This window comes from Escherichia albertii, from assembly GCF_028622335.1.
In the GTDB taxonomy this organism is placed as follows: Bacteria; Pseudomonadota; Gammaproteobacteria; order Enterobacterales; family Enterobacteriaceae; genus Escherichia; species Escherichia albertii.
Genome location: NZ_CP117568.1, coordinates 1259458 through 1278730, shown reverse-complemented (window position 1 = coordinate 1278730; position 19273 = coordinate 1259458). Strand labels below are relative to the sequence as shown.

General features: G+C 50.0%; 16 protein-coding genes and 1 pseudogene. 6 read left to right on the top strand and 11 right to left on the bottom strand.

Going from position 1 to position 19273, the window contains the following annotated elements; all coding sequences use genetic code 11:
• The first annotated feature begins 20 nt into the window (after window positions 1-20).
• Complete coding sequence (gene bcr, locus PS053_RS06335) at window positions 21-1211, top strand: multidrug efflux MFS transporter Bcr (RefSeq protein WP_059218251.1); 1191 nt, start codon at window positions 21-23, stop codon at window positions 1209-1211.
• A 334-nt stretch (window positions 1212-1545) separates the two neighbouring features.
• Window positions 1546-1890, top strand: coding sequence for a YejG family protein (locus tag PS053_RS06330; protein WP_000202798.1), 345 nt, complete (start codon window positions 1546-1548; stop codon window positions 1888-1890).
• Window positions 1891-1893: 3 nt separating this feature from the next.
• Here the strand turns inward: PS053_RS06330 and yejF are convergent, their stop codons facing one another.
• The 10 genes and pseudogenes from yejF to yeiP all read right to left on the bottom strand — a co-directional run bounded on the left by yejF (window position 1894) and on the right by yeiP (window position 13333).
• Window positions 1894-3483 (bottom strand): microcin C ABC transporter ATP-binding protein YejF, encoded by a 1590-nt coding sequence (gene yejF / locus PS053_RS06325; RefSeq protein ID WP_256879027.1) that lies wholly within the window; start codon window positions 3481-3483, stop codon window positions 1894-1896.
• Between the two features lies 1 nt (window position 3484).
• On the bottom strand, window positions 3485-4510 hold the full coding sequence (locus PS053_RS06320; RefSeq protein WP_256879028.1) for an ABC transporter permease: 1026 nt from the start codon (window positions 4508-4510) through the stop codon (window positions 3485-3487).
• Window positions 4510-5604 (bottom strand): microcin C ABC transporter permease YejB, encoded by a 1095-nt coding sequence (locus PS053_RS06315; protein ID WP_059219501.1) that lies wholly within the window; start codon window positions 5602-5604, stop codon window positions 4510-4512. Before PS053_RS06315 ends, PS053_RS06320 begins: the two co-directional genes overlap by 1 nt.
• The gene (locus PS053_RS06310; protein ID WP_256879029.1) at window positions 5605-7419 is read right to left on the bottom strand and encodes an extracellular solute-binding protein; all 1815 of its coding nucleotides are present in this window, start codon (window positions 7417-7419) and stop codon (window positions 5605-5607) included. It lies immediately after the preceding gene.
• Window positions 7420-7500: 81 nt separating this feature from the next.
• Window positions 7501-9057, bottom strand: coding sequence for a cyclic di-GMP phosphodiesterase (locus PS053_RS06305; protein ID WP_256879030.1), 1557 nt, complete (start codon window positions 9055-9057; stop codon window positions 7501-7503).
• 179 nt (window positions 9058-9236) lie between these two features.
• Window positions 9237-9803 carry a bifunctional murein DD-endopeptidase/murein LD-carboxypeptidase gene (mepS, locus tag PS053_RS06300; protein WP_000241009.1) on the bottom strand — a complete coding sequence of 189 codons (567 nt, stop codon included), beginning with the start codon at window positions 9801-9803 and terminating at the stop codon, window positions 9237-9239.
• A 411-nt stretch (window positions 9804-10214) separates the two neighbouring features.
• The gene (locus PS053_RS06295; RefSeq protein ID WP_059238882.1) at window positions 10215-10928 is read right to left on the bottom strand and encodes a phosphatase PAP2 family protein; all 714 of its coding nucleotides are present in this window, start codon (window positions 10926-10928) and stop codon (window positions 10215-10217) included.
• A gap of 38 nt (window positions 10929-10966) precedes the next feature.
• Window positions 10967-11953 carry a CobW family GTP-binding protein gene (locus PS053_RS06290; protein WP_273774818.1) on the bottom strand — a complete coding sequence of 329 codons (987 nt, stop codon included), beginning with the start codon at window positions 11951-11953 and terminating at the stop codon, window positions 10967-10969.
• A gap of 174 nt (window positions 11954-12127) precedes the next feature.
• Window positions 12128-12517 (bottom strand): annotated as a pseudogene (locus PS053_RS06285) (mannitol dehydrogenase family protein); the annotation flags it as partial.
• A gap of 243 nt (window positions 12518-12760) precedes the next feature.
• Window positions 12761-13333 (bottom strand): elongation factor P-like protein YeiP, encoded by a 573-nt coding sequence (gene yeiP / locus PS053_RS06280; RefSeq protein WP_001136826.1) that lies wholly within the window; start codon window positions 13331-13333, stop codon window positions 12761-12763.
• 154 nt (window positions 13334-13487) lie between these two features.
• On the opposite strand from yeiP, the gene PS053_RS06275 reads away from it, so the two are divergent.
• A complete protein-coding gene (locus PS053_RS06275; RefSeq protein WP_000389029.1) occupies window positions 13488-13742 on the top strand; it encodes a YkgJ family cysteine cluster protein in 255 nt (84 codons plus the stop codon).
• Here PS053_RS06275 and setB read toward each other — a convergent pair.
• Window positions 13739-14920 carry a sugar efflux transporter SetB gene (gene setB, locus PS053_RS06270; RefSeq protein ID WP_000551986.1) on the bottom strand — a complete coding sequence of 394 codons (1182 nt, stop codon included), beginning with the start codon at window positions 14918-14920 and terminating at the stop codon, window positions 13739-13741. The genes PS053_RS06275 and setB overlap by 4 nt on opposite strands.
• Before the next feature lie 367 nt (window positions 14921-15287).
• Between setB and fruB the strand changes: the two genes are divergently transcribed.
• Genes fruB through fruA form a run of 3 tightly spaced genes read left to right on the top strand, consistent with a single transcriptional unit; the run spans window position 15288 to window position 19064 of the window.
• Window positions 15288-16418 carry a fused PTS fructose transporter subunit IIA/HPr protein gene (gene fruB / locus PS053_RS06265; protein ID WP_137646396.1) on the top strand — a complete coding sequence of 377 codons (1131 nt, stop codon included), beginning with the start codon at window positions 15288-15290 and terminating at the stop codon, window positions 16416-16418.
• Window positions 16418-17356 (top strand): 1-phosphofructokinase, encoded by a 939-nt coding sequence (fruK, locus tag PS053_RS06260; protein WP_000091258.1) that lies wholly within the window; start codon window positions 16418-16420, stop codon window positions 17354-17356. Before fruB ends, fruK begins: the two co-directional genes overlap by 1 nt.
• A 16-nt stretch (window positions 17357-17372) precedes the next feature.
• On the top strand, window positions 17373-19064 hold the full coding sequence (gene fruA / locus PS053_RS06255) for a PTS fructose transporter subunit IIBC (protein ID WP_000854462.1): 1692 nt from the start codon (window positions 17373-17375) through the stop codon (window positions 19062-19064).
• Window positions 19065-19273 lie beyond the last annotated feature (209 nt).

Below are 19273 nucleotides of genomic sequence, written 5' to 3'. Positions count from 1 at the left end.
AATATATTCAGGAGCCCGTTGTGACCACCCGACAGCATTCGTCGTTTGCTATTGTCTTTATCCTTGGCCTGCTGGCCATGTTGATGCCGCTGTCGATTGATATGTATCTGCCCGCGTTACCGGTGATATCAACGCAGTTTGGGGTTCCTGCGGGCAGTACGCAGATGACCCTGAGTACTTATATTCTGGGGTTTGCATTGGGGCAGTTAATTTACGGGCCGATGGCGGATAGCTTCGGGCGCAAGCCGGTGGTTCTTGGCGGCACGCTGGTGTTTGCCGCGGCGGCAGTGGCATGCGCGTTGGCACAAACCATCGATCAACTGATTGTGATGCGTTTCTTCCATGGTCTGGCGGCTGCGGCAGCCAGCGTGGTTATCAACGCTCTGATGCGTGATATCTACCCGAAAGAAGAGTTCTCGCGGATGATGTCGTTTGTCATGCTGGTGACCACGATCGCGCCGTTGATGGCGCCGATTGTCGGCGGTTGGGTGCTGGTGTGGTTGAGCTGGCATTACATTTTCTGGATTCTGGCCGTGGCTGCGATTCTGGCTTCGGCAATGATCTTCTTTCTGATCAAAGAAACGTTGCCGCCGGAGCGTCGCCAGCCGTTCCACATTCGTACCACCATCGGTAATTTCGCCGCGCTGTTTCGTCATAAACGGGTACTAAGTTATATGCTGGCCAGCGGTTTCAGCTTTGCTGGGATGTTCTCGTTCTTAAGCGCCGGACCGTTTGTCTACATCGAAATTAACCACGTCGCACCGGAAAACTTCGGTTATTACTTTGCGCTGAACATTGTTTTCCTGTTTGTGATGACCATCTTCAACAGCCGTTTTGTTCGCCGGATTGGCGCGCTAAATATGTTCCGCTCAGGACTATGGATACAATTTATTATGGCGGCATGGATGGTCATCAGTGCACTGCTTGGGCTGGGATTCTGGTCGCTGGTTGTCGGTGTAGCGGCGTTTGTTGGCTGTGTATCGATGGTCTCATCCAACGCGATGGCGGTTATTCTGGATGAGTTTCCCCATATGGCAGGAACGGCATCGTCGCTGGCGGGGACCTTCCGTTTTGGCATAGGCGCAATTGTTGGCGCATTGCTCTCACTGGCAACGTTCAACTCCGCATGGCCAATGATCTGGTCAATTGCGTTCTGCGCGACCAGTTCCATTCTTTTCTGTCTTTACGCCAGTCGACCGAAAAAACGGTGATCTGTTGCACAACGGGGAAGCTAAAAGGCTTCCTTTGTTGATGCATATCAACCGTAAATCTATCATTTCTCCGATATATGTTTATTTTATGTAAAATCAATTTGTGTAAAAAGTAACATCATTGTAGTTAAAAAGGTTGAGTTAGATCTCAGAAACGGGTACATATAGCCCCGCAAATGTGACCCCGCTTGCAGAAATCATTAAAATCAGAGGCATAAAGGCTACGCAAGTGAGGCATCAATCTTTACGATCTGTTTAAAGACTGATTGTTGATGATGTGTTAAAATCAATGTAAATAAATTGTGAGTTTAAACAAACTTTCTGGGGAAAATAAGTGACTTCATTACAACTCTCAATCGTCCATCGATTGCCGCAGAACTATCGCTGGTCTGCGGGTTTCGCAGGTTCGAAGGTTGAACCGATTCCGCAAAATGGACCGTGCGGTGATAACAGCCTGGTAGCGCTTAAATTGTTAAGCCCGGATGGCGATAATGCATGGTCGGTGATGTACAAATTAAGTCAGGCGTTAAGCGACATTGAAGTTCCGTGCTCAGTCCTGGAGTGTGAAGGTGAACCGTGCCTGTTTGTGAATCGTCAGGATGAGTTTGCCGCCACGTGCCGACTGAAGAACTTTGGCGTGGCAATCGCAGAACCTTTCTCGAACTACAATCCTTTTTAAGCGTCAGCTTAACGCCAGCAGCTGACGCGTGTACTCCTGCTGCGGTGCGGCAAAAACACGCGCACACGGCCCTTGTTCTACCACTTCCCCTTGTCGCAGTACGATTACCTGATGGCATAACGCGCGGACAACGTGCAAATCGTGGCTGATAAACAGATAGGCCAGTTGATGCTTTTGTTGCAGTGATTTTAATAGCGTCAATATTTGCGCCTGTACCGTTTTGTCGAGCGATGATGTCGGTTCATCAAGAATGATCAGCGAAGGCTTAAGAATCAATGCCCTGGCAATCGCAATACGTTGCCGCTGACCTCCTGAGAACTCTGCCGGATAACGGTAGCGTGTTTCAGGATCTAACCCCACCTCATGCATTACCGCTTTCACTTGTTCTTCACGTTGCGCGGCAGAAAGCGTTGGTTGGTGGACACGTAATCCTTCCTCGATAATCTGTAACACGTTTAGCCGTGGATTGAGTGAGGAGTTCGGATCCTGAAAAACGACCTGAATACGGTGACGAACCGGTAATAGCTGGCGGCGGTTTAAATTCTGCAATGGCTGACCGTCAAAGATGATGCTGCCCTGAGAGTGAATCAACCGCAGTAGCGCCAGTCCTGTTGTGCTTTTACCGGAACCGGACTCGCCAACTAAACCCAGCGTTTCACCCGCCCGCAGTGTAAAACTGACGCTTTTCACCACCACATTATGATCCACGATGCGTTTGAGAATCCCTTTACGAACAGGGAATGCGACCTGAAGTTTTTCAACATTGAGCAATGTTGAGGCTGGCTCCGGCAACGGCACGGGATCTCCCGACGGCTCGCTGTTCAGCAATTTTTGTGTGTAAGGATGAGCAGGGGAGGCAAATAGCGCAGTGGCGTTATTGTGTTCCACACAGCGACCGTTTTGCATTACCGCCACGCGATGGGCCAGTTTTCTGACAATGCTGAGGTTATGGGTAATAAACAGCATACCCATGTTTAGTTCGCGTTGCAGTTCGCGCAACAGTTGCAGGATCTGCGCCTGGACGGAGACATCCAGCGCGGTGGTTGGCTCATCGGCAATCAATAATTCCGGGCGTGTTAATAGGGCCATCGCAATCATCACGCGCTGGCGTTCTCCGCCGGAGAGCTGATGCGGATAGTCTGTCAGCCGTTTTGCCGCCTGGCGGATGCCCACGCGATCAAGGCAGTTAAGGATTTCGCCGCGTGCCGCTTCTCGTCGCATACCGCGATGGAGCAAAAGCACTTCATAAAGCTGTTTTTCCAGAGTATGCAATGGGTTTAACGACACCATCGGCTCCTGGAAAATCATGGCAATCTTATTACCTCGTACGCCACGCAATGTTTGCTCGCTGGCATGAAGCAGCGATTCGCCATGAAAACGAATATCGCCAGAGAGATATTCAACCGGTGGTGAAGGGAGCAGACGTAAAATCGACAGCGCGGTAACACTTTTACCAGAACCTGATTCTCCTACCAGCGCCAGCGTTTCGCCTGACTCAATGTGTAGTGAAACATCATTCACTACAGTACGGACGGTTTGCTGATGGCGAAAACCTACCGACAAATTTTCAATCGCTAACAGAGTTTGCGTCATACTACACCGCCTTATTAGGATCAAATGCGTCGCGGACTGCCTCACCGATAAAGATCAGCAAAGACAATAAAATCGCCACAGACAAGAAGGCGGTGATCCCAAGCCACGGCGCCTGAAGGTTATTTTTCCCTTGTAACAGCAGTTCGCCGAGTGAAGGAGAGCCCAACGGCAAACCGAAGCCGAGGAAATCGAGCGAGGTCAGAGTGGTTATCGAACTACATAAAATAAACGGTAAAAAGGTGAGGGTAGCGACCATTGCATTTGGCAACATATGACGCAGAATGATACTGCGATCGCTGACGCCAAGCGCCTGCGCCGCGCGGATATAGTCGAAATTACGGGTACGTAAAAACTCCGCCCGCACCACGCCGACCAGACTCATCCAGCCAAATAAGACAGTGATTGCCAGCAGCCACCAGAAGTTAGGCTGTACGACGCTGGAAAGCAGAATTATCAAAAACAGCGTCGGCATTCCCGACCACACCTCAATAAAGCGTTGTCCCCAGAGATCGACTTTTCCACCATAATAACCTTGCAGCGCGCCTGCCAGCACGCCCATGACGCTGGAGCAGAGTGTCAACATCAAACCAAACAAGACTGAGATCCGCGTGCCGTACAGAATGCGCGCCAGCACATCGCCGCCGTTGGCATCCGTTCCCAGCCAGTTTTGCCGTGAAGGCGGGGAGGGGAAGGGCTTATCGGTAGAAAAGTTGATACTGGTGGCGCCAAAGCGAATTGGTGCCCACAGTACCCAGCCCTTATCTTCCAGCCGTTGTTTCAGCCACGGGTCCTGATAATCCGCCTGACTTGCCAGTGGGCCGCCAAAATCACGTTCACTGTAGTTTTTCAGCAACGGGAAATACCAGCTGCCGTCATAACGCACCAGCAACGGTTTATCGTTGGCGATCAGTTCAGAACACAAACTCAAACCAAATAAGACGAGAAAAATCCATAACGACCAGTAGCCGCGACAGTTATGACGAAAACGCGCCCAACGGGCTTGATTGACGGGGCTGAGTCGCGACATTAACGTCCCTCAAAATCAATGCGAGGATCGACCAGCGTATAGCTGATATCACTGACAATATTCAGCAGCAGGCCAATCAGGGTGAAAATATACAACGTGCCAAACATCACCGGATAATCGCGTGAAACAGTTGCTTCATAGCCCAGTAAGCCGAGGCCGTTAAGCGAAAACATCACTTCAATCAACAGCGAGCCGGTGAAAAACATGCTGATAAAGGTTGCCGGAAAACCAGCAATCACCAGCAGCATGGCGTTACGGAACACATGTTTCCAGAGAATATTTTTTTCACTCACCCCTTTCGCACGCGCAGTCACCACGTATTGCTTGCGCACTTCATCAAGGAATGCGTTTTTTGTCAGCATGGTGAGCGCCGCAAAGCCGCCAATCACTGTCGCCAGCACCGGCAGTGTGATATGCCACAGATAATCAGTGATTTTCTGATACCACGGCAGCGAATCAAAGTTAGCGGAAACCAGGCCGCGCAGAGGGAACAGGTCGAAATAGCTGCCGCCTGCGAAGAAGACAATCAGCAGGATGGCAAATAAAAAGGCCGGGATGGCGTAGCCAATGATGATAAATGCGCTACTCCAGACGTCAAAGCGGCTGCCGTTATGAACGGCTTTGCGAATACCTAATGGAATCGATACCAGATAGATAATCAGCGTACTCCACAAACCGAGGGTGATGGAAACTGGCAGACTGTCTTTAATCAGTGTTAGCACCGAGGCACTGCGAAACAGGCTGTCGCCAAAATCGAAGCGAATGTAGTCCCAGAGCATTTTGAAGTAACGTTCGTGGATCGGCTTATCGAAACCGTATCGATGAGTGATCTCGGCGATCACTTCTGGATCTAATCCACGCCCGCCGCGGTAGTTACTGTCGCTGATATTACCGATGCCCGTTTGCGCATGGCTGGCGCGAACACCTTCAGCGCCTGCACCGGGTAATACTCCGGCATTACCAAACTCAATAGCGGCGATGGCCTGGTCGACCGGACCGCCAGGCGCAATTTGCACGATGAAAAAGTTGATGGTGATAATCGCCCATAACGTTGGAATTACCAGTAACAGGCGGCGAATCAGGTAAGCGCCCATCTATTCTCCCTGTTGTCTGGCTGACGGTAGTTTGGCCGCTTTATTGACGTCGTACCACCAGGTATCAATACCGAGACTGTAGACGGGGCGCACGGCAGGACGGGAAAATTTATCCCACCAGGCAAGCCGGTCTTCTGCCATATACCACATTGGTAACATGTAATAATTCCACGTTAATACGCGGTCTAATGCGCGCCCCAGAGGCAGTAATTTTTCTTTATTCCCCTGAGCGGCAATAATTTGGCTGATCAACGCGTCGATGACCGGGCTTTGCACACCGGGGGCGTTATAAGTGGAGTTGATATATTCCGATGACCAGGATATTTGTAAATCGGAACTGGGCCACGGCATTGCCCGCCACAAGCGCGGCATCATGTCATAGTCGCGGCTGCGCATCCGGTTAGTGATTTGCGAGTTATCCACCTTGCGAATGTCCATGTTGATGCCCAGACGTTGCAGGCTGTGCTGAAACGGTAATACCCATTGACTATTACTGCCTGACGAAAGCAGTAATTCAAAGCGGAACGGTTGACCTGTTGTGGCGTTAACGCGCTGCTGGCCTTGCATTACCCAACCCGCATCGTTCAGTAATTTATCGGCTTTTAACAGGTTGTCACGGTCGTAGCCATCTCCTTTGGAGACCGGCGGCTGGTAGATTTGCGTGAATACTTCGGGCGGTAGATCCTTTTTCATGGGGGCCAACAGCACCAGTTCCGCAGCGTCGGGGTAATTTCTGGCGGCGTATTCGGTATTCTGAAAATAGCTGTTCGTACGGCTCCAGGCATTATAAAACAACGCTTTGTTCATCCATTCAAAATCAAAGGCGAGGGTAATGGCCTCCCGAACCCGGCGATCGCTGAATACCGGGCGTTGAATGTTAAAGGCCAGCCAGCGTGTATCCTGTGCGGACTCATTTTTTTGCTCATCTTTGATGATATATTTTTTGTCGAAGTTTTTGCCTGTATAACGCGTGGCCCAGTTTTTAGCGTCATTTTCCATGCGCAGATCAAAGGCTCCGGCTTTAAATGCTTCGAAGGCGACATTATCGTCAAGATAATAATCGTAGCGGATGGTATCGAAATTCCAGCGCCCACGGTTTACTGGCAGGTTTGCCGCCCAATAATCTTTTACGCGGGAATAGACAATATTCTGCCCCATTTTCCAGGACGTAATGCGGTATGGACCGCTGGCGAGCGGAGGCGTGGCGAGCGGATCGCTAAGCTTATGATCTTTCCAGTATTTCTCTGGCAGCACTGGTAACGAAAACAAACTGAGCATATCTTCTTTGCCGGGTTTGGCTAATTCAATACGCACAGTTAACGGCGCGATAGCTTTGACCGTGGTGCCTTTATACACCAGACGAAACTGTGGCACGCCTTCAGTCATAAATTTTTGAAAAGTAAACTCAACGTCGCGTGCAGTAATCGGCGACCCATCATGAAAACGTGCGCGCGGATTTATGGCGACCTCTACCCAGGAAAAATCGTCGGCATAGCGTGCACTTTCGGCAATCAGCGGGTAATAGCTCCCCGGTTCATCATCAGAGGTGGTAAATAGCGTGTCGTACAATTGCTCGGTGCGTGCGCCGGGGTTTCCGCGTAGTGCATAGCGGTTAAAATTATCGAAAGTACCAATAGAGGATAACGTCATCTGCCCGCCTTTTGGCGCGGCAGGATTCACATAGTCAAAATGGTTGAAATTAAAGGCGTATCGGGGTTCTCCCAATACGGCGAAGGCATAGCTTTCCTTGATAGCCTGCGCCTGCACACCAAAGGTGCACAGAACGATAAACAGCAGCAGTATGCGTACGATCATCTGCAACGGATTTCCTTTTATTCATTATTAGCCGCAGTCCGGCATGCCTTAACAATGAATAATAAGGGACATAAGCACACCTTACCACTGCGGCGTATGCGGTTTCTTAAGCCAACGGACAAAATCATCCAGCGGTAATGGTCGGCTGATCCAGTAGCCTTGCAGGAAATTAACGCCGCGTTCACGTAACCAGCGTGCCTGTTCAGGTGTTTCGACCCCTTCCGCGACCGTGAACATATTGAGACGTTTTGCCAGTGTCAGTACAGCGTCAAGTACCGGTGAGGTGACCGTTTCCGTACCTATGGCGTTAATAAATCCACGATCAATTTTTAAATAATCGAGGGTAAAGCGTTCCAGATAGATAAGTGCGCTGTGTCCGGTGCCAAAGTCATCAATAGCGATTTCTACACCGACAGAGTGTAGCCAGGCGAACAGCTTTGAGGCTTCATGTTCTTTCAACATATCGCGCTCGGTGATCTCCAGAACTATCTGGAAATAATGTGCGGGCAAAGAGGTGAGCAGCCGATGTATATCAGTTTTAAAACTTTCGCTGTGCAGATGATCCGGCGCGATATTAATGCCAAATTTCACCCCTACCGGTAGTACGTTTTGTAATATTGCCGCATCGCGGGCGATCAGCTCAAACAGATGCTGAGTCAGAGGCACTATCATCTTTTGTGCCTCGGCATAGTGGATGAAAGCATCCGGGGGAATTTCTCCCGCTACCGGATGACGCCAGCGTAGTAATACCTCCAGTCCGGTAACCTGTAGCGTTTGCGTATCAACTACTGGTTGATAAACCACGTAAAATTGCTCGCGTTTGATGGCCGTCATGATTTCTCTGCCAGGGCGCATACGCACGGTCATCAGGTAATAACAGAGTAACCCAACGACAGTTCCACTCATACCGCCCAGTAAAAACGCATACCATACATCGTTCCATGTCCAGTCATCGGCATAAAGACGCACGGTTAGCGGAATACCCGTAATTTGGGTTTCGCGTACCGGCGTACCGATTAGCTCATGGACGTTCATTAAATGCGAAGCAAAGGTTGATATCGCGGTATTGCCAATGATGAGGGCGATACCATCGAAATCTTCCTGGTGTGAGCTATAAAAGAGATAAGGCGTCAGGTTGAGATTCAGTGCTGCGAAAACACCGCTATTCTTCAACAGAGGGTTGCGATACCAGATAACGATGGCTGGTTTGTTAGGCACCATTGGGGTGCCGGGTAATATTGCCATATCGATATCTTTGCTGATATCAAGCGCAGGAATCAGTTCATTGAGCGGAATATCCATCTCACCAGTGGCGGAAGAACAAAAGGTCTTTTTATCTTTCACCAACACAAATGTGCGCACATTCATACTAAACGCGGCGCGGGCGGTGAGTTCTGGATTCGCTTGTTCACAGGTAGTTATCGTTAGTGGCTGAAGACGATCGGTTGTCGCTTTCAGATCGGCAAAATAGGTGAGCAGATATTTTTGTACGTTGGTGATCAGCGTATCGTATTTCACTTCATGTTTATGCCAGGACATCAGAAACTGAAGACCACTGACCAGAAGTGCAATGATTATTCCTGCAAGGACGCAGGTTTGCAGGATTTTTCGGCCTGAAGAGGGGGCACGTATGAACATAGTTCTATTGATATCCTGAGATTACGATAGCGGTAAAGAGGTGCTAATGGAGGGACTATAGCCTGGATTCAAACGCGGAAACATCATTTTCACCGCGGAAGGTAAAACAAAAAGCACCGCATAAGCAGTGCTTTTGTTAACGCGTCAGGATAGCCAAGGGATTGCATCCAAACGGTTTATTAGCTGCGACTAAGTACTCGACGCGCTTCGTTGTAACGTTTTTTCCAGTACGGTTCATTCATGCTGGAAATGATAACGCCACTGCTGGTGGAAGCATGAACAAACTGGTTGTTGCCAATATAAATACCGACATGGCGACCAGTTGAACCAGCACGGAACAGAACTAAATCACCTGTACGCAAATTACTGCGGGAAACAGATTTCCCCATTTCCTGCTGTTCATAAGTTGAACGCGGAAGTTCTAAGCCGAATTGTTCGCGGAATGTACGTTGTACGAAACCAGAACAATCGATACCTTTTTTAGTGCTGCCGCCCAGACGATAACGTACGCCTTTCCAGTCAGCATACTGATCCATAATTCGCGATTTTACGTCGACATTACGAACCAGATTTTCAAATTCATCCTGAGACGCTTGCAGTGATGATGTATCACTACCCACTGCACGTGTCTCAGGATGCATATTCTTTGCGGTATTGTTTGCACTACATGCAGAAAGCAGAACTGCTACTGCAATTGCGGGAATCCCGCGCAAGATATATCTCAAAATCGGTTGAGACTTGACCATGTTGTTTGTTTTCCCTTGAAGTCCTTAACGACAAATATCGTTATAAAAAATGCCAAACGAGATGAGACTAATTACCTGGGCACGTTGAAACAATTCCCTGTGGCCAAATCTGTGGACTAACGCACAAAATTATATGCTGTGAGGATAATTTACCGCCGAGGCAAAACGAGTTCGAGATTACCCGATTGACGCGGTCTTGGCGAGTGGTTTTACATGATTTTTTATAAGAAAAAGTGATACAGAAAGTTAATAACCGGGATTGGTTAATTTAAGTACAGTTGAGCAAAATGCATGCAATCCATTCATTTGCTTAGAGAATGATTATTTTAATCGATGAGTGTCGGCAACGCCGCGCATCATCAGGATTCTTCGAAAATGGGGAATAATCCTGATGATGTTAATTACTGTGAGTTATTTGTTTGGAATATGTTTGTTGTTTCCCGGTAGTGATTTGTCAAAAAAGGTGATTAACCGATCACTTAATGGTGTCATTAGCCACCAGGGTAAACCAATCAATATCACGGTCATGGAACCGACAATGATGTCCGTAAACCAGTGAGCGCCAATCATTACTCTGGGAAATGCAAAAACCACAAATATAATAAGGGCGATTCCCCCTGCGGCTTTTCCAAAATAACGCCACATAAATGCGGAAAAAATAAGCAGCATCATACCGTGATCGCCAGGAAAGCTATCCCGCGAGGCGTCCTTCGTTGGGACTGAAAGCAGTTCGCTAACGCGGTTAATATCGGTAAAGGTCAATGTCGGGCTGGCCCGTTTTACCGGAATAAATACCTGGCCCAGTTGGTTTAGTACTACTGCTGTTAATAGCATCACCAGACCAATAATCATAATACGCCGTCTGCCGGAGGCATTTTCCTTCAGCCAGAAGCTGAGCATCAACATTCCCATCGCCAGCAGTGAACAGCCGTCAAAGGCGCGGTTATTGGTCAGTGCTACCAACCATAAAAAGGCCTTACTTTCGACCAGTTTCTGATTAAAGAAATAAAAAATGTTCGTATCAATCGGCAACCAGAATCCATGATTAGCCGGAATATACCAGGAAAGAAACAGCCCAAGGCCGATAATGTTTAACAACACTATTTGCGGCAAATTTTTGCTCATAACAACTCATTCTGTTTTACTGAAAAACGCAGGCAACCTTACGCGTTGGACGCTAAACGAAGCTTCAACAGTGCGCTCTGCAAGGCATTCCAGTCAGCCTCATTGCTGGAAATCAGTTCAATTCGGCTATCCGGCGGCGCAACGTTTTGTGTTTCAATATGCAAGTCATCGCCTTGACGGTTGATACGCACAAGGCCTTCCGGTATCCGCATCACACCTTTTACACGTCCGACTGGCGCAAGGCGCGCCCATTCCAGAATACCAATGGTGTCGAAAACTGTCTCCGCGTCAAAAATCCAACCGCAAGCCTGATGCCCTTGCCCGCTGTTCAGGCTACGACGCCAGCGCTGATGCTCTGGTAGGCTTAATGCAGCTAACCCTTTTTTTCCGATATGTTGATGTGAATGGGCGGTGCTGGTTGGCAACTCGGTGAAATTTTGACGAGGCAAGTCCAGAAGGTGACCTTCAATTTGTCCATGAGCGCTGTGAATTAATTGTCGCCCGTCGCCATTTTGTTGCCACCAGCGTTGTAACGCTTGTTCGCTTTCGGGTGTCGCACGATCGGATTTATTGGCGACAATGATATCTGCGGCCGCCAACTGGTCGCGGAAGTTTTCATTATTGATGTTTTTTTCGTCCAGCAACAGGCGCGGATCGAGAATACATAACGTAGCACGCAGATCGATCCACGGTTCATAGACCGGTGCTGTTAGCAGATCGAGGATCTGTTTTGGATGGCCCAGCCCAGTTGGCTCTATCAGCAAACGATCGGGTTTTCCCTGGCGCAGCAAGGTGTTCAGTCCCACCTGCATAGGTAATCCATTAACGCAACACATGCAACCGCCGGGGATCTCTTTTAGCAACGCACCGCTATCGGCGAGCAGAGCGCCATCAATCCCGACTTCCCCAAACTCATTCACCAGTACCGCCCATTTTTCTTGCGGATTCTTGTGTGCTAACAGATGAAGAATAGAAGTGGTTTTCCCGCTACCGAGAAAACCGGTGATGAGGTTAGTTCTGGTCACAACGGCTCCGCAATGATCTGATTAATTAACGTTGTATTAATCCTGGCTAAAAAAATCGGAAAAGAGAAGAGGAGAGCGGACGAAGCCGTGTTCCGTCCGCTTTAACCGCAGAAATCGTTAAATTTTGAGGGTATTTAACAGTGCCTGATGAGCGCCAAATTGCGTAATCTGGCGCTAGGCATGTTCGATAGCCTGAACAAAGTCGGCGTTATCCGGCAGGTCATCACCGAACACTTCACGTAAAGAAAGCAGGGCAGTAACGCGTTGCTCATTGTTGCTGTTCGCAACGAGATCGTGAATTTTATCGTGCAGCGGATCGCGAACATCAATAGCATTTCCGACATCATCAACACCGCTCACATAGCGCATCCAGCCTGCGATGCCTAATGCCAGTAACGGCCAGTTCGTTTGGCGCGCCAGATGAATACGAATACCTGCCAGCATACGTTGTGGTAATTTCTGACTGCCATCCATCGCGATTTGCCAGGTTTTATGTTTTAGCGCCGGGTTGGCAAAACGAGCAATTAACTTATCTGCATATTGTGTTAAATCGCCCCCCTGAATAGAAGATTGGTATAATAAATTTAAAAAGGGACAGCCTGAGCTGTCCCTTTGAGATTGATGACAAATGTAAAACTGCCTGATGCGCTACACTTATCAGGCCTACATGGATTGTGCAATGTAGTGAATTTGCGTTGTTTTGTAGACTGGATAAGGCGTTTACGCCGCATCCGGCATGAGCAAAGCGCACTTTGTTATCAGTAGAAAGGGGCGGCCTGAGCACCCCTTTTCTGAATGCGGCTGAAGTTAGTCAGCACGACCCATATAACGGCGCTCTTCGATATGGATACGAATTTTTTCGCCCGGGCTTAAGTATTCTGGTACCTGAATCACCAGGCCGGTGCTCAATGTCGCCGGTTTGTTACGGGCACTGGCAGATGCACCTTTGATGCCTGGCGCGGTTTCAATGATTTCCAGATCAACGGTCTGCGGCAGTTCAAGGGCCAGCAGTTGACCATCCCAGGTCAGCACCTGCATGTCCGGCATGCCGCCTTCCGGCATAAACAGCAGTTCTTCTTCAATCTGATCTTTCGTGAAGGTATATGGGGTATAGTCTTCTTTATCCATAAAGACATATTCGTTGCCATCGACGTAGGAGAAGTCAACGTAACGACGGGTCAGTGTCACAGTGTCAACGATATCATCGCCTTTAAAACGTTCTTCCACTTTCAGCCCGGTACGGACATCAGAAAAACGCATTTTGTACAGCGTAGCGGCACCGCGGGCAGTAGGCGACTGAATATCAATGTCCTTAACCAGCAGCAGTTTGCCGTTGTAATTCAGTACCATACCTTTTTTAATTTCGTTCGCTCTTGGCATCGAAAAATTCCTGTTGTCGAAAATGTCAAAAATATCGCGACAAACTACTCGCGACGGGCCTTTCAGGCAAGTGGTATTCGCACTTTTGCTGGTGCAAAAAAGGTGATACTGTGCGCGCTCATCAATCCGGTGGTTAACCTTAAGAGAACAATGTATGGAATGCCGTCCGGGTTGCGGGGCGTGTTGCACCGCCCCCTCAATCTCCAGCCCTATTCCCGGTATGCCAGATGGTAAGCCCGCCAATACACCCTGTATCCAGCTTGATGAACATCAACGCTGCAAAATTTTTACCTCTCCACTACGACCGAAAGTCTGCGCAGGCTTACAAGCTAGTGTTGAAATGTGCGGCAACACGCGTCAGCAGGCAATGATCTGGCTTATCGATCTGGAAAGGCTGACCGCGCCTTAAACATCTTTAATACGTAGCAGGCAAAACAGGGTAGCTAAAATCATCACCATCGCAAACCAGAACACCGCGTGATAATTCCAGATTTCTGCGACGATTCCCGCTACGGAACCGGCGATGATCCAGCCCACGCGTGATGTATTGGTATAGAGCGTGGTTGCTGAACCTGCCTGACCGGGCATCAGGTCCTGGAAATAGAGCATCCCGATCCCTCCCAGAATGCCGATAAAAATCGCATTAAGCAGTTGTAAGCCCAAAAGAATGACTGGTGAATGCGCCATCAGCATACCCGCATAAAAACAGACGCCGCCCACAGCGGCAACACGCATTAAAAAACGCTTACCCAGACGTTTGGCAAAATAACCGGCAATCAGCATTGTGGGGATTTCCAGCCCGGCGGCCGTCCCCATCATCACTCCCGCCAGTTTCTCGGGGAGATGCAGTTCGTTGATAATAAACAGCGGCATATTGATGATATACAGGCTGTTTGATCCCCACATCAGTGTACAAATAACAAACAGCAACAGCGTATCGCGACGGTTACGACGCGGCGCTTCAACCGTACCGGTTGCCAGAGAAACCTCTTTTTGCATTGATGGTAAAAACAACCACACCATTAAGCCGCAAACAATAAACGCCACCGCAGCGCTGAGGTACATCACTGTAAAACTGAAACCCATTGCTAATGCATAAGCCAGCGGCGGGCCAATGACCCACGCCAACGAAACCTGGGCGCGTAAAAAAGAGCTGAACATCACCGCTTCACGTCCGGTTTTGTCAGCATGTTCACGGGCAAGAGCAAACATTTGCGGGTTAGCGGTTGAGCCAAAACTGCTAAGAAAGACGCCGACAAACAGCAGAATGAAGTAGTTGCGGTTCCAGGCGAAAAGAGCACAGGCCAGCACACCTAACAGGCAGCAAAGGACAATCAATGACTTACGATCGCCGCGTTTATCAGAGCGTCCGGCGAGAAACTGACTGACCAGAATTCCGATGACTGCACTACCGGTAAAGAAGAATCCCACCATTGCCGGGCGGGCATGTACTTCATCGGTGAGGAAAATACTTAGCGTCGGGGTTTGCAGAGCGCCCGCAATGCCAGTGAGAAAGGCAACGATTAAAAACGCCGTCGAGGTCAGATCAAATGATTTTGCGCTGGAGACTGCGGGGGAGTTATGCATGCTGGTCGATCACTGAAAGATGAAGACGCGGAGTTTACGCTGCTTGTCAGAAAATAAACAGGCAGCGAAATCAAAAGCGCCACGAATAATCAAAATGCCATTTCACTCTTGCTGAGCGTCTGCTGACGCGGCTGAAATGAATTTGCTGATAACGGATTTTTCCATCAGCAATTAGGATAATTGGCAAAATTTTGTGCAGCACATCAAACTTTTGTACATAACTTTTCGGCTTTCCTTGCGTGCTGAAGCAGAAGTATTATGCTTTCTTGAAACGTTTCAGCGCAATCTTGTGTTTAATCCAAATTCAGGTTGGCGCTTTTTTTCTCATAGAAGCTGAATCGTTTCAATTCAGCAAGAGAGGAGAACTATGTTCCAGTTATCCGTACAGGACATCCATCCGGGCGAAAAGGCCGGAAACAAAGAAGAGGCGATTCGCCAGGTCGCTGCGGCGCTGGTGCAGGCCGGTAATGTAGCTGACGGCTACGTCAACGGCATGCTGGCGCGTGAACAGCAAACCTCAACGTTTCTCGGCAATGGGATTGCAATTCCTCACGGCACTACCGACACCCGCGATCAGGTACTGAAAACGGGTGTTCAGGTATTCCAGTTCCCGGAAGGCGTGACCTGGGGGGAAGGGCAGGTGGCGTATGTCGCCATTGGTATTGCCGCCAGCTCGGATGAACATCTTGGATTGTTGCGTCAGCTAACGCATGTCCTGAGCGATGATTCCGTTGCTGAACAACTGAAATCAGCGACGACCGCAGAAGAATTGCGTGCGTTGCTGATGGGCGAAAAACAGAGTGAACAGCTTAAGTTTGACAACGAAATGTTGACGCTGGATATCGTCGCCAGCGATCTGCTGACGCTGCAAGCGCTGAATGCCGCGCGTCTGAAAGAAGCGGGCGCGGTTGACGCTACTTTTGTTACCAAAGCCATCAACGAACAACCGCTGAACCTCGGACAGGGGATCTGGCTAAATGATAGCGCGGAAGGCAACCTGCGTAGCGCCATTGCAGTAAGCCGTGCGGCGAATGCCTTCGATGTCGAAGGCGGAACCGCAGCAATGTTAGTTAGCGTAGCAATGAATGACGATCAGCCTGTCGCGGTACTTAAGCGTCTGAGCGACTTGTTGATCGACAATAAGGCTGAGCGTCTGCTGAAAGCAGATGCGGCAACGCTGATTGCGCTACTGACCAGCGATGATGCACTGACCGATGATGTGTTAAGCGCGGAATTCGTCGTGCGCAATGAACATGGCCTGCATGCTCGTCCTGGCACCATGCTGGTCAATACCATTAAACAGTTTAACAGTGATATTACCGTGACAAACCTCGATGGCACCGGCAAACCGGCAAATGGACGTAGTCTGATGAAAGTTGTAGCACTTGGCGTTAAGAAAGGTCATCGCCTGCGCTTTACCGCTCAGGGAGCAGATGCTGAACAGGCGCTGAAAGCTATTGGCGACGCTATCGCCTCCGGCCTTGGGGAGGGCGCGTGATGAGCAGACGTGTTGCTACGATCACCCTCAATCCGGCTTATGATCTTGTTGGTTTTTGCCCGGAAATTGAACGCGGCGAAGTGAATCTGGTGAAAACTACGGGTCTGCATGCGGCGGGTAAAGGCATCAACGTAGCTAAGGTATTAAAAGATCTCGGCATTGATGTCACCGTTGGCGGTTTCCTCGGCAAAGACAATCAGGACGGGTTTCAGCAACTGTTCAGTGAACTGGGCATTGCCAACCGCTTCCAGGTTGTACAGGGGCGCACCCGTATTAACGTTAAGCTGACAGAAAAAGACGGCGAAGTGACTGACTTCAACTTCTCTGGTTTTGAAGTGACTCCTGCTGACTGGGAACGCTTTGTTAATGATTCATTAAGCTGGCTGGGACAGTTCGATATGGTCTGTGTCAGCGGAAGTTTACCGTCCGGCGTCAGCCCGGAAGCGTTTACCGACTGGATGACTCGCCTGCGTAGTCAGTGTCCTTGCATTATCTTTGATAGTAGCCGTGAAGCGTTAGTGGCAGGTTTGAAAGCAGCGCCGTGGCTGGTGAAACCTAACCGTCGCGAGCTGGAAATCTGGGCGGGTCGTAAACTGCCTGAAATGAAAGATGTGATTGAAGCTGCGCATGCGCTGCGTGAACAAGGCATTGCGCATGTCGTGATTTCACTGGGTGCCGAAGGCGCGCTTTGGGTTAATGCCTCCGGCGAATGGATCGCCAAACCACCATCAGTCGATGTCGTAAGTACCGTTGGCGCAGGGGATTCTATGGTCGGCGGCCTGATTTATGGCTTGCTGATGCGTGAATCCAGTGAGCACACACTGCGTCTGGCGACTGCTGTTGCAGCCCTGGCGGTAAGTCAAAGCAATGTGGGTATTACCGATCGTCCGCAGTTGGCCGCAATGATGGCGCGCGTCGACTTAAAACCCTTTAACTGACAGCAGGAGAGGCATAATGAAAACGCTGCTGATTATTGACGCTAATCTCGGTCAGGCACGCGCCTATATGGCGAAGACCCTGCTGGGCGCGGCGGCGCGAAAAGCAAAACTGGAAATCATTGATAACCCTAACGATGCTGAAATGGCGATTGTTCTCGGTGATTCCATCCCCAACGACAGCGCGCTGAACGGTAAAAATGTCTGGCTGGGCGATATTTCCCGGGCAGTTGCGCACCCTGAGCTGTTTTTGAGCGAAGCCAAAGGTCATGCAAAACCTTACACTGCGCCGGTGAGTGTGACAGCACCGGTTGCCGCCAGCGGCCCGAAACGCGTAGTTGCGGTGACTGCCTGCCCAACTGGCGTAGCGCACACCTTTATGGCGGCTGAAGCCATTGAAACCGAAGCGAAAAAACGCGGCTGGTGGGTGAAAGTTGAAACTCGTGGCTCTGTTGGCGCGGGTAATGCGATCACGCCTGAAGAAGTGGCGGCGGCAGATCTGGTGATTGTGGCAGCCGATATCGAAGTGGATCTGGCGAAATTTGCCGGTAAACCGATGTATCGCACCTCTACCGGTCTGGCGCTGAAGAAAACCGCGCAGGAACTGGATAAAGCCGTCGCTGAAGCAACGCCGTACGAACCGGCAGGCAAAGCTCAAACGGCGACGACTGAAGGTAAGAAAGAGAGTGCTGGTGCATACCGTCACCTGCTGACGGGCGTTTCCTATATGCTACCGATGGTGGTTGCCGGTGGTCTGTGTATCGCACTTTCTTTTGCTTTTGGTATCGAAGCGTTTAAAGAGCCGGGTACGCTTGCTGCTGCACTGATGCAGATTGGCGGCGGTTCAGCCTTTGCGCTGATGGTGCCGGTACTGGCAGGTTATATCGCCTTCTCGATTGCCGATCGTCCTGGCCTCACGCCGGGTCTGATTGGCGGTATGCTGGCGGTCAGCACAGGTTCTGGCTTTATTGGCGGTATTATTGCGGGCTTCCTGGCGGGTTACATTGCGAAATTGATCAGCACGCAACTGAAATTGCCACAGAGTATGGAGGCGCTGAAACCGATCCTGATCATTCCGCTGATTTCCAGTCTGGTGGTCGGTCTGGCGATGATCTACCTGATTGGTAAACCGGTTGCTGGTATCCTCGAAGGTCTGACCCACTGGCTGCAAACTATGGGTACTGCGAATGCGGTGCTGTTGGGCGCGATCCTTGGCGGCATGATGTGCACTGACATGGGCGGGCCGGTTAACAAAGCGGCGTACGCGTTCGGTGTGGGTCTGTTGAGTACCCAAACCTATGGCCCAATGGCAGCGATTATGGCAGCAGGTATGGTGCCACCGCTGGCAATGGGTCTGGCAACAATGGTGGCGCGTCGCAAATTCGACAAAGCGCAGCAGGAAGGCGGCAAAGCTGCTCTGGTTCTGGGACTGTGCTTTATTTCTGAAGGTGCAATTCCGTTTGCTGCTCGTGATCCGATGCGTGTTCTGCCGTGCTGTATCGTTGGAGGGGCGCTGACTGGTGCAATCTCAATGGCGATTGGCGCGAAACTGATGGCGCCGCACGGTGGCCTGTTTGTGCTGCTGATCCCGGGCGCAATTACACCCGTGCTGGGTTATCTGGTGGCGATTATTGCAGGTACGCTGGTCGCTGGTCTGGCCTATGCATTCCTCAAACGCCCCGAAACACAAGTAGTAGCAAAAAACGCATAATTCCTTTTCATCATCGGGGCAGAGATATCTCTTCCCCGATGATGACAAACGCAAATTTGTCTGATGCGCTATGCTTATCAGGCCTACCTGAATCCTGCAATATATTGAATCTTTTGCGCTTTTGTAGGTTGGATAAGGCGTTTACGCCGCATCCGGCATGAACAAAGCGCGCGTTGTCAACAATCTGAGGGCAGAGACATCTCTGCCCT

What these genes read in the sequence shown, in the direction of transcription:
- PS053_RS06295 (WP_059238882.1), bottom strand. Translation starts at nt 10,928, where the DNA reads ATGAGCAAAAATTTGCCGCAAATAGTGTTGTTAAACATTATCGGCCTT.
- PS053_RS06315 (WP_059219501.1), bottom strand. Translation starts at nt 5,604, where the DNA reads ATGGGCGCTTACCTGATTCGCCGCCTGTTACTGGTAATTCCAACGTTA.
- fruK (WP_000091258.1), top strand. Translation starts at nt 16,418, where the DNA reads ATGAGCAGACGTGTTGCTACGATCACCCTCAATCCGGCTTATGATCTT.
- yeiP (WP_001136826.1), bottom strand. Translation starts at nt 13,333, where the DNA reads ATGCCAAGAGCGAACGAAATTAAAAAAGGTATGGTACTGAATTACAAC.
- PS053_RS06275 (WP_000389029.1), top strand. Translation starts at nt 13,488, where the DNA reads ATGGAATGCCGTCCGGGTTGCGGGGCGTGTTGCACCGCCCCCTCAATC.
- fruA (WP_000854462.1), top strand. Translation starts at nt 17,373, where the DNA reads ATGAAAACGCTGCTGATTATTGACGCTAATCTCGGTCAGGCACGCGCC.
- fruB (WP_137646396.1), top strand. Translation starts at nt 15,288, where the DNA reads ATGTTCCAGTTATCCGTACAGGACATCCATCCGGGCGAAAAGGCCGGA.
- PS053_RS06320 (WP_256879028.1), bottom strand. Translation starts at nt 4,510, where the DNA reads ATGTCGCGACTCAGCCCCGTCAATCAAGCCCGTTGGGCGCGTTTTCGT.
- mepS (WP_000241009.1), bottom strand. Translation starts at nt 9,803, where the DNA reads ATGGTCAAGTCTCAACCGATTTTGAGATATATCTTGCGCGGGATTCCC.
- setB (WP_000551986.1), bottom strand. Translation starts at nt 14,920, where the DNA reads ATGCATAACTCCCCCGCAGTCTCCAGCGCAAAATCATTTGATCTGACC.
- PS053_RS06305 (WP_256879030.1), bottom strand. Translation starts at nt 9,057, where the DNA reads ATGTTCATACGTGCCCCCTCTTCAGGCCGAAAAATCCTGCAAACCTGC.
- yejF (WP_256879027.1), bottom strand. Translation starts at nt 3,483, where the DNA reads ATGACGCAAACTCTGTTAGCGATTGAAAATTTGTCGGTAGGTTTTCGC.
- PS053_RS06310 (WP_256879029.1), bottom strand. Translation starts at nt 7,419, where the DNA reads ATGATCGTACGCATACTGCTGCTGTTTATCGTTCTGTGCACCTTTGGT.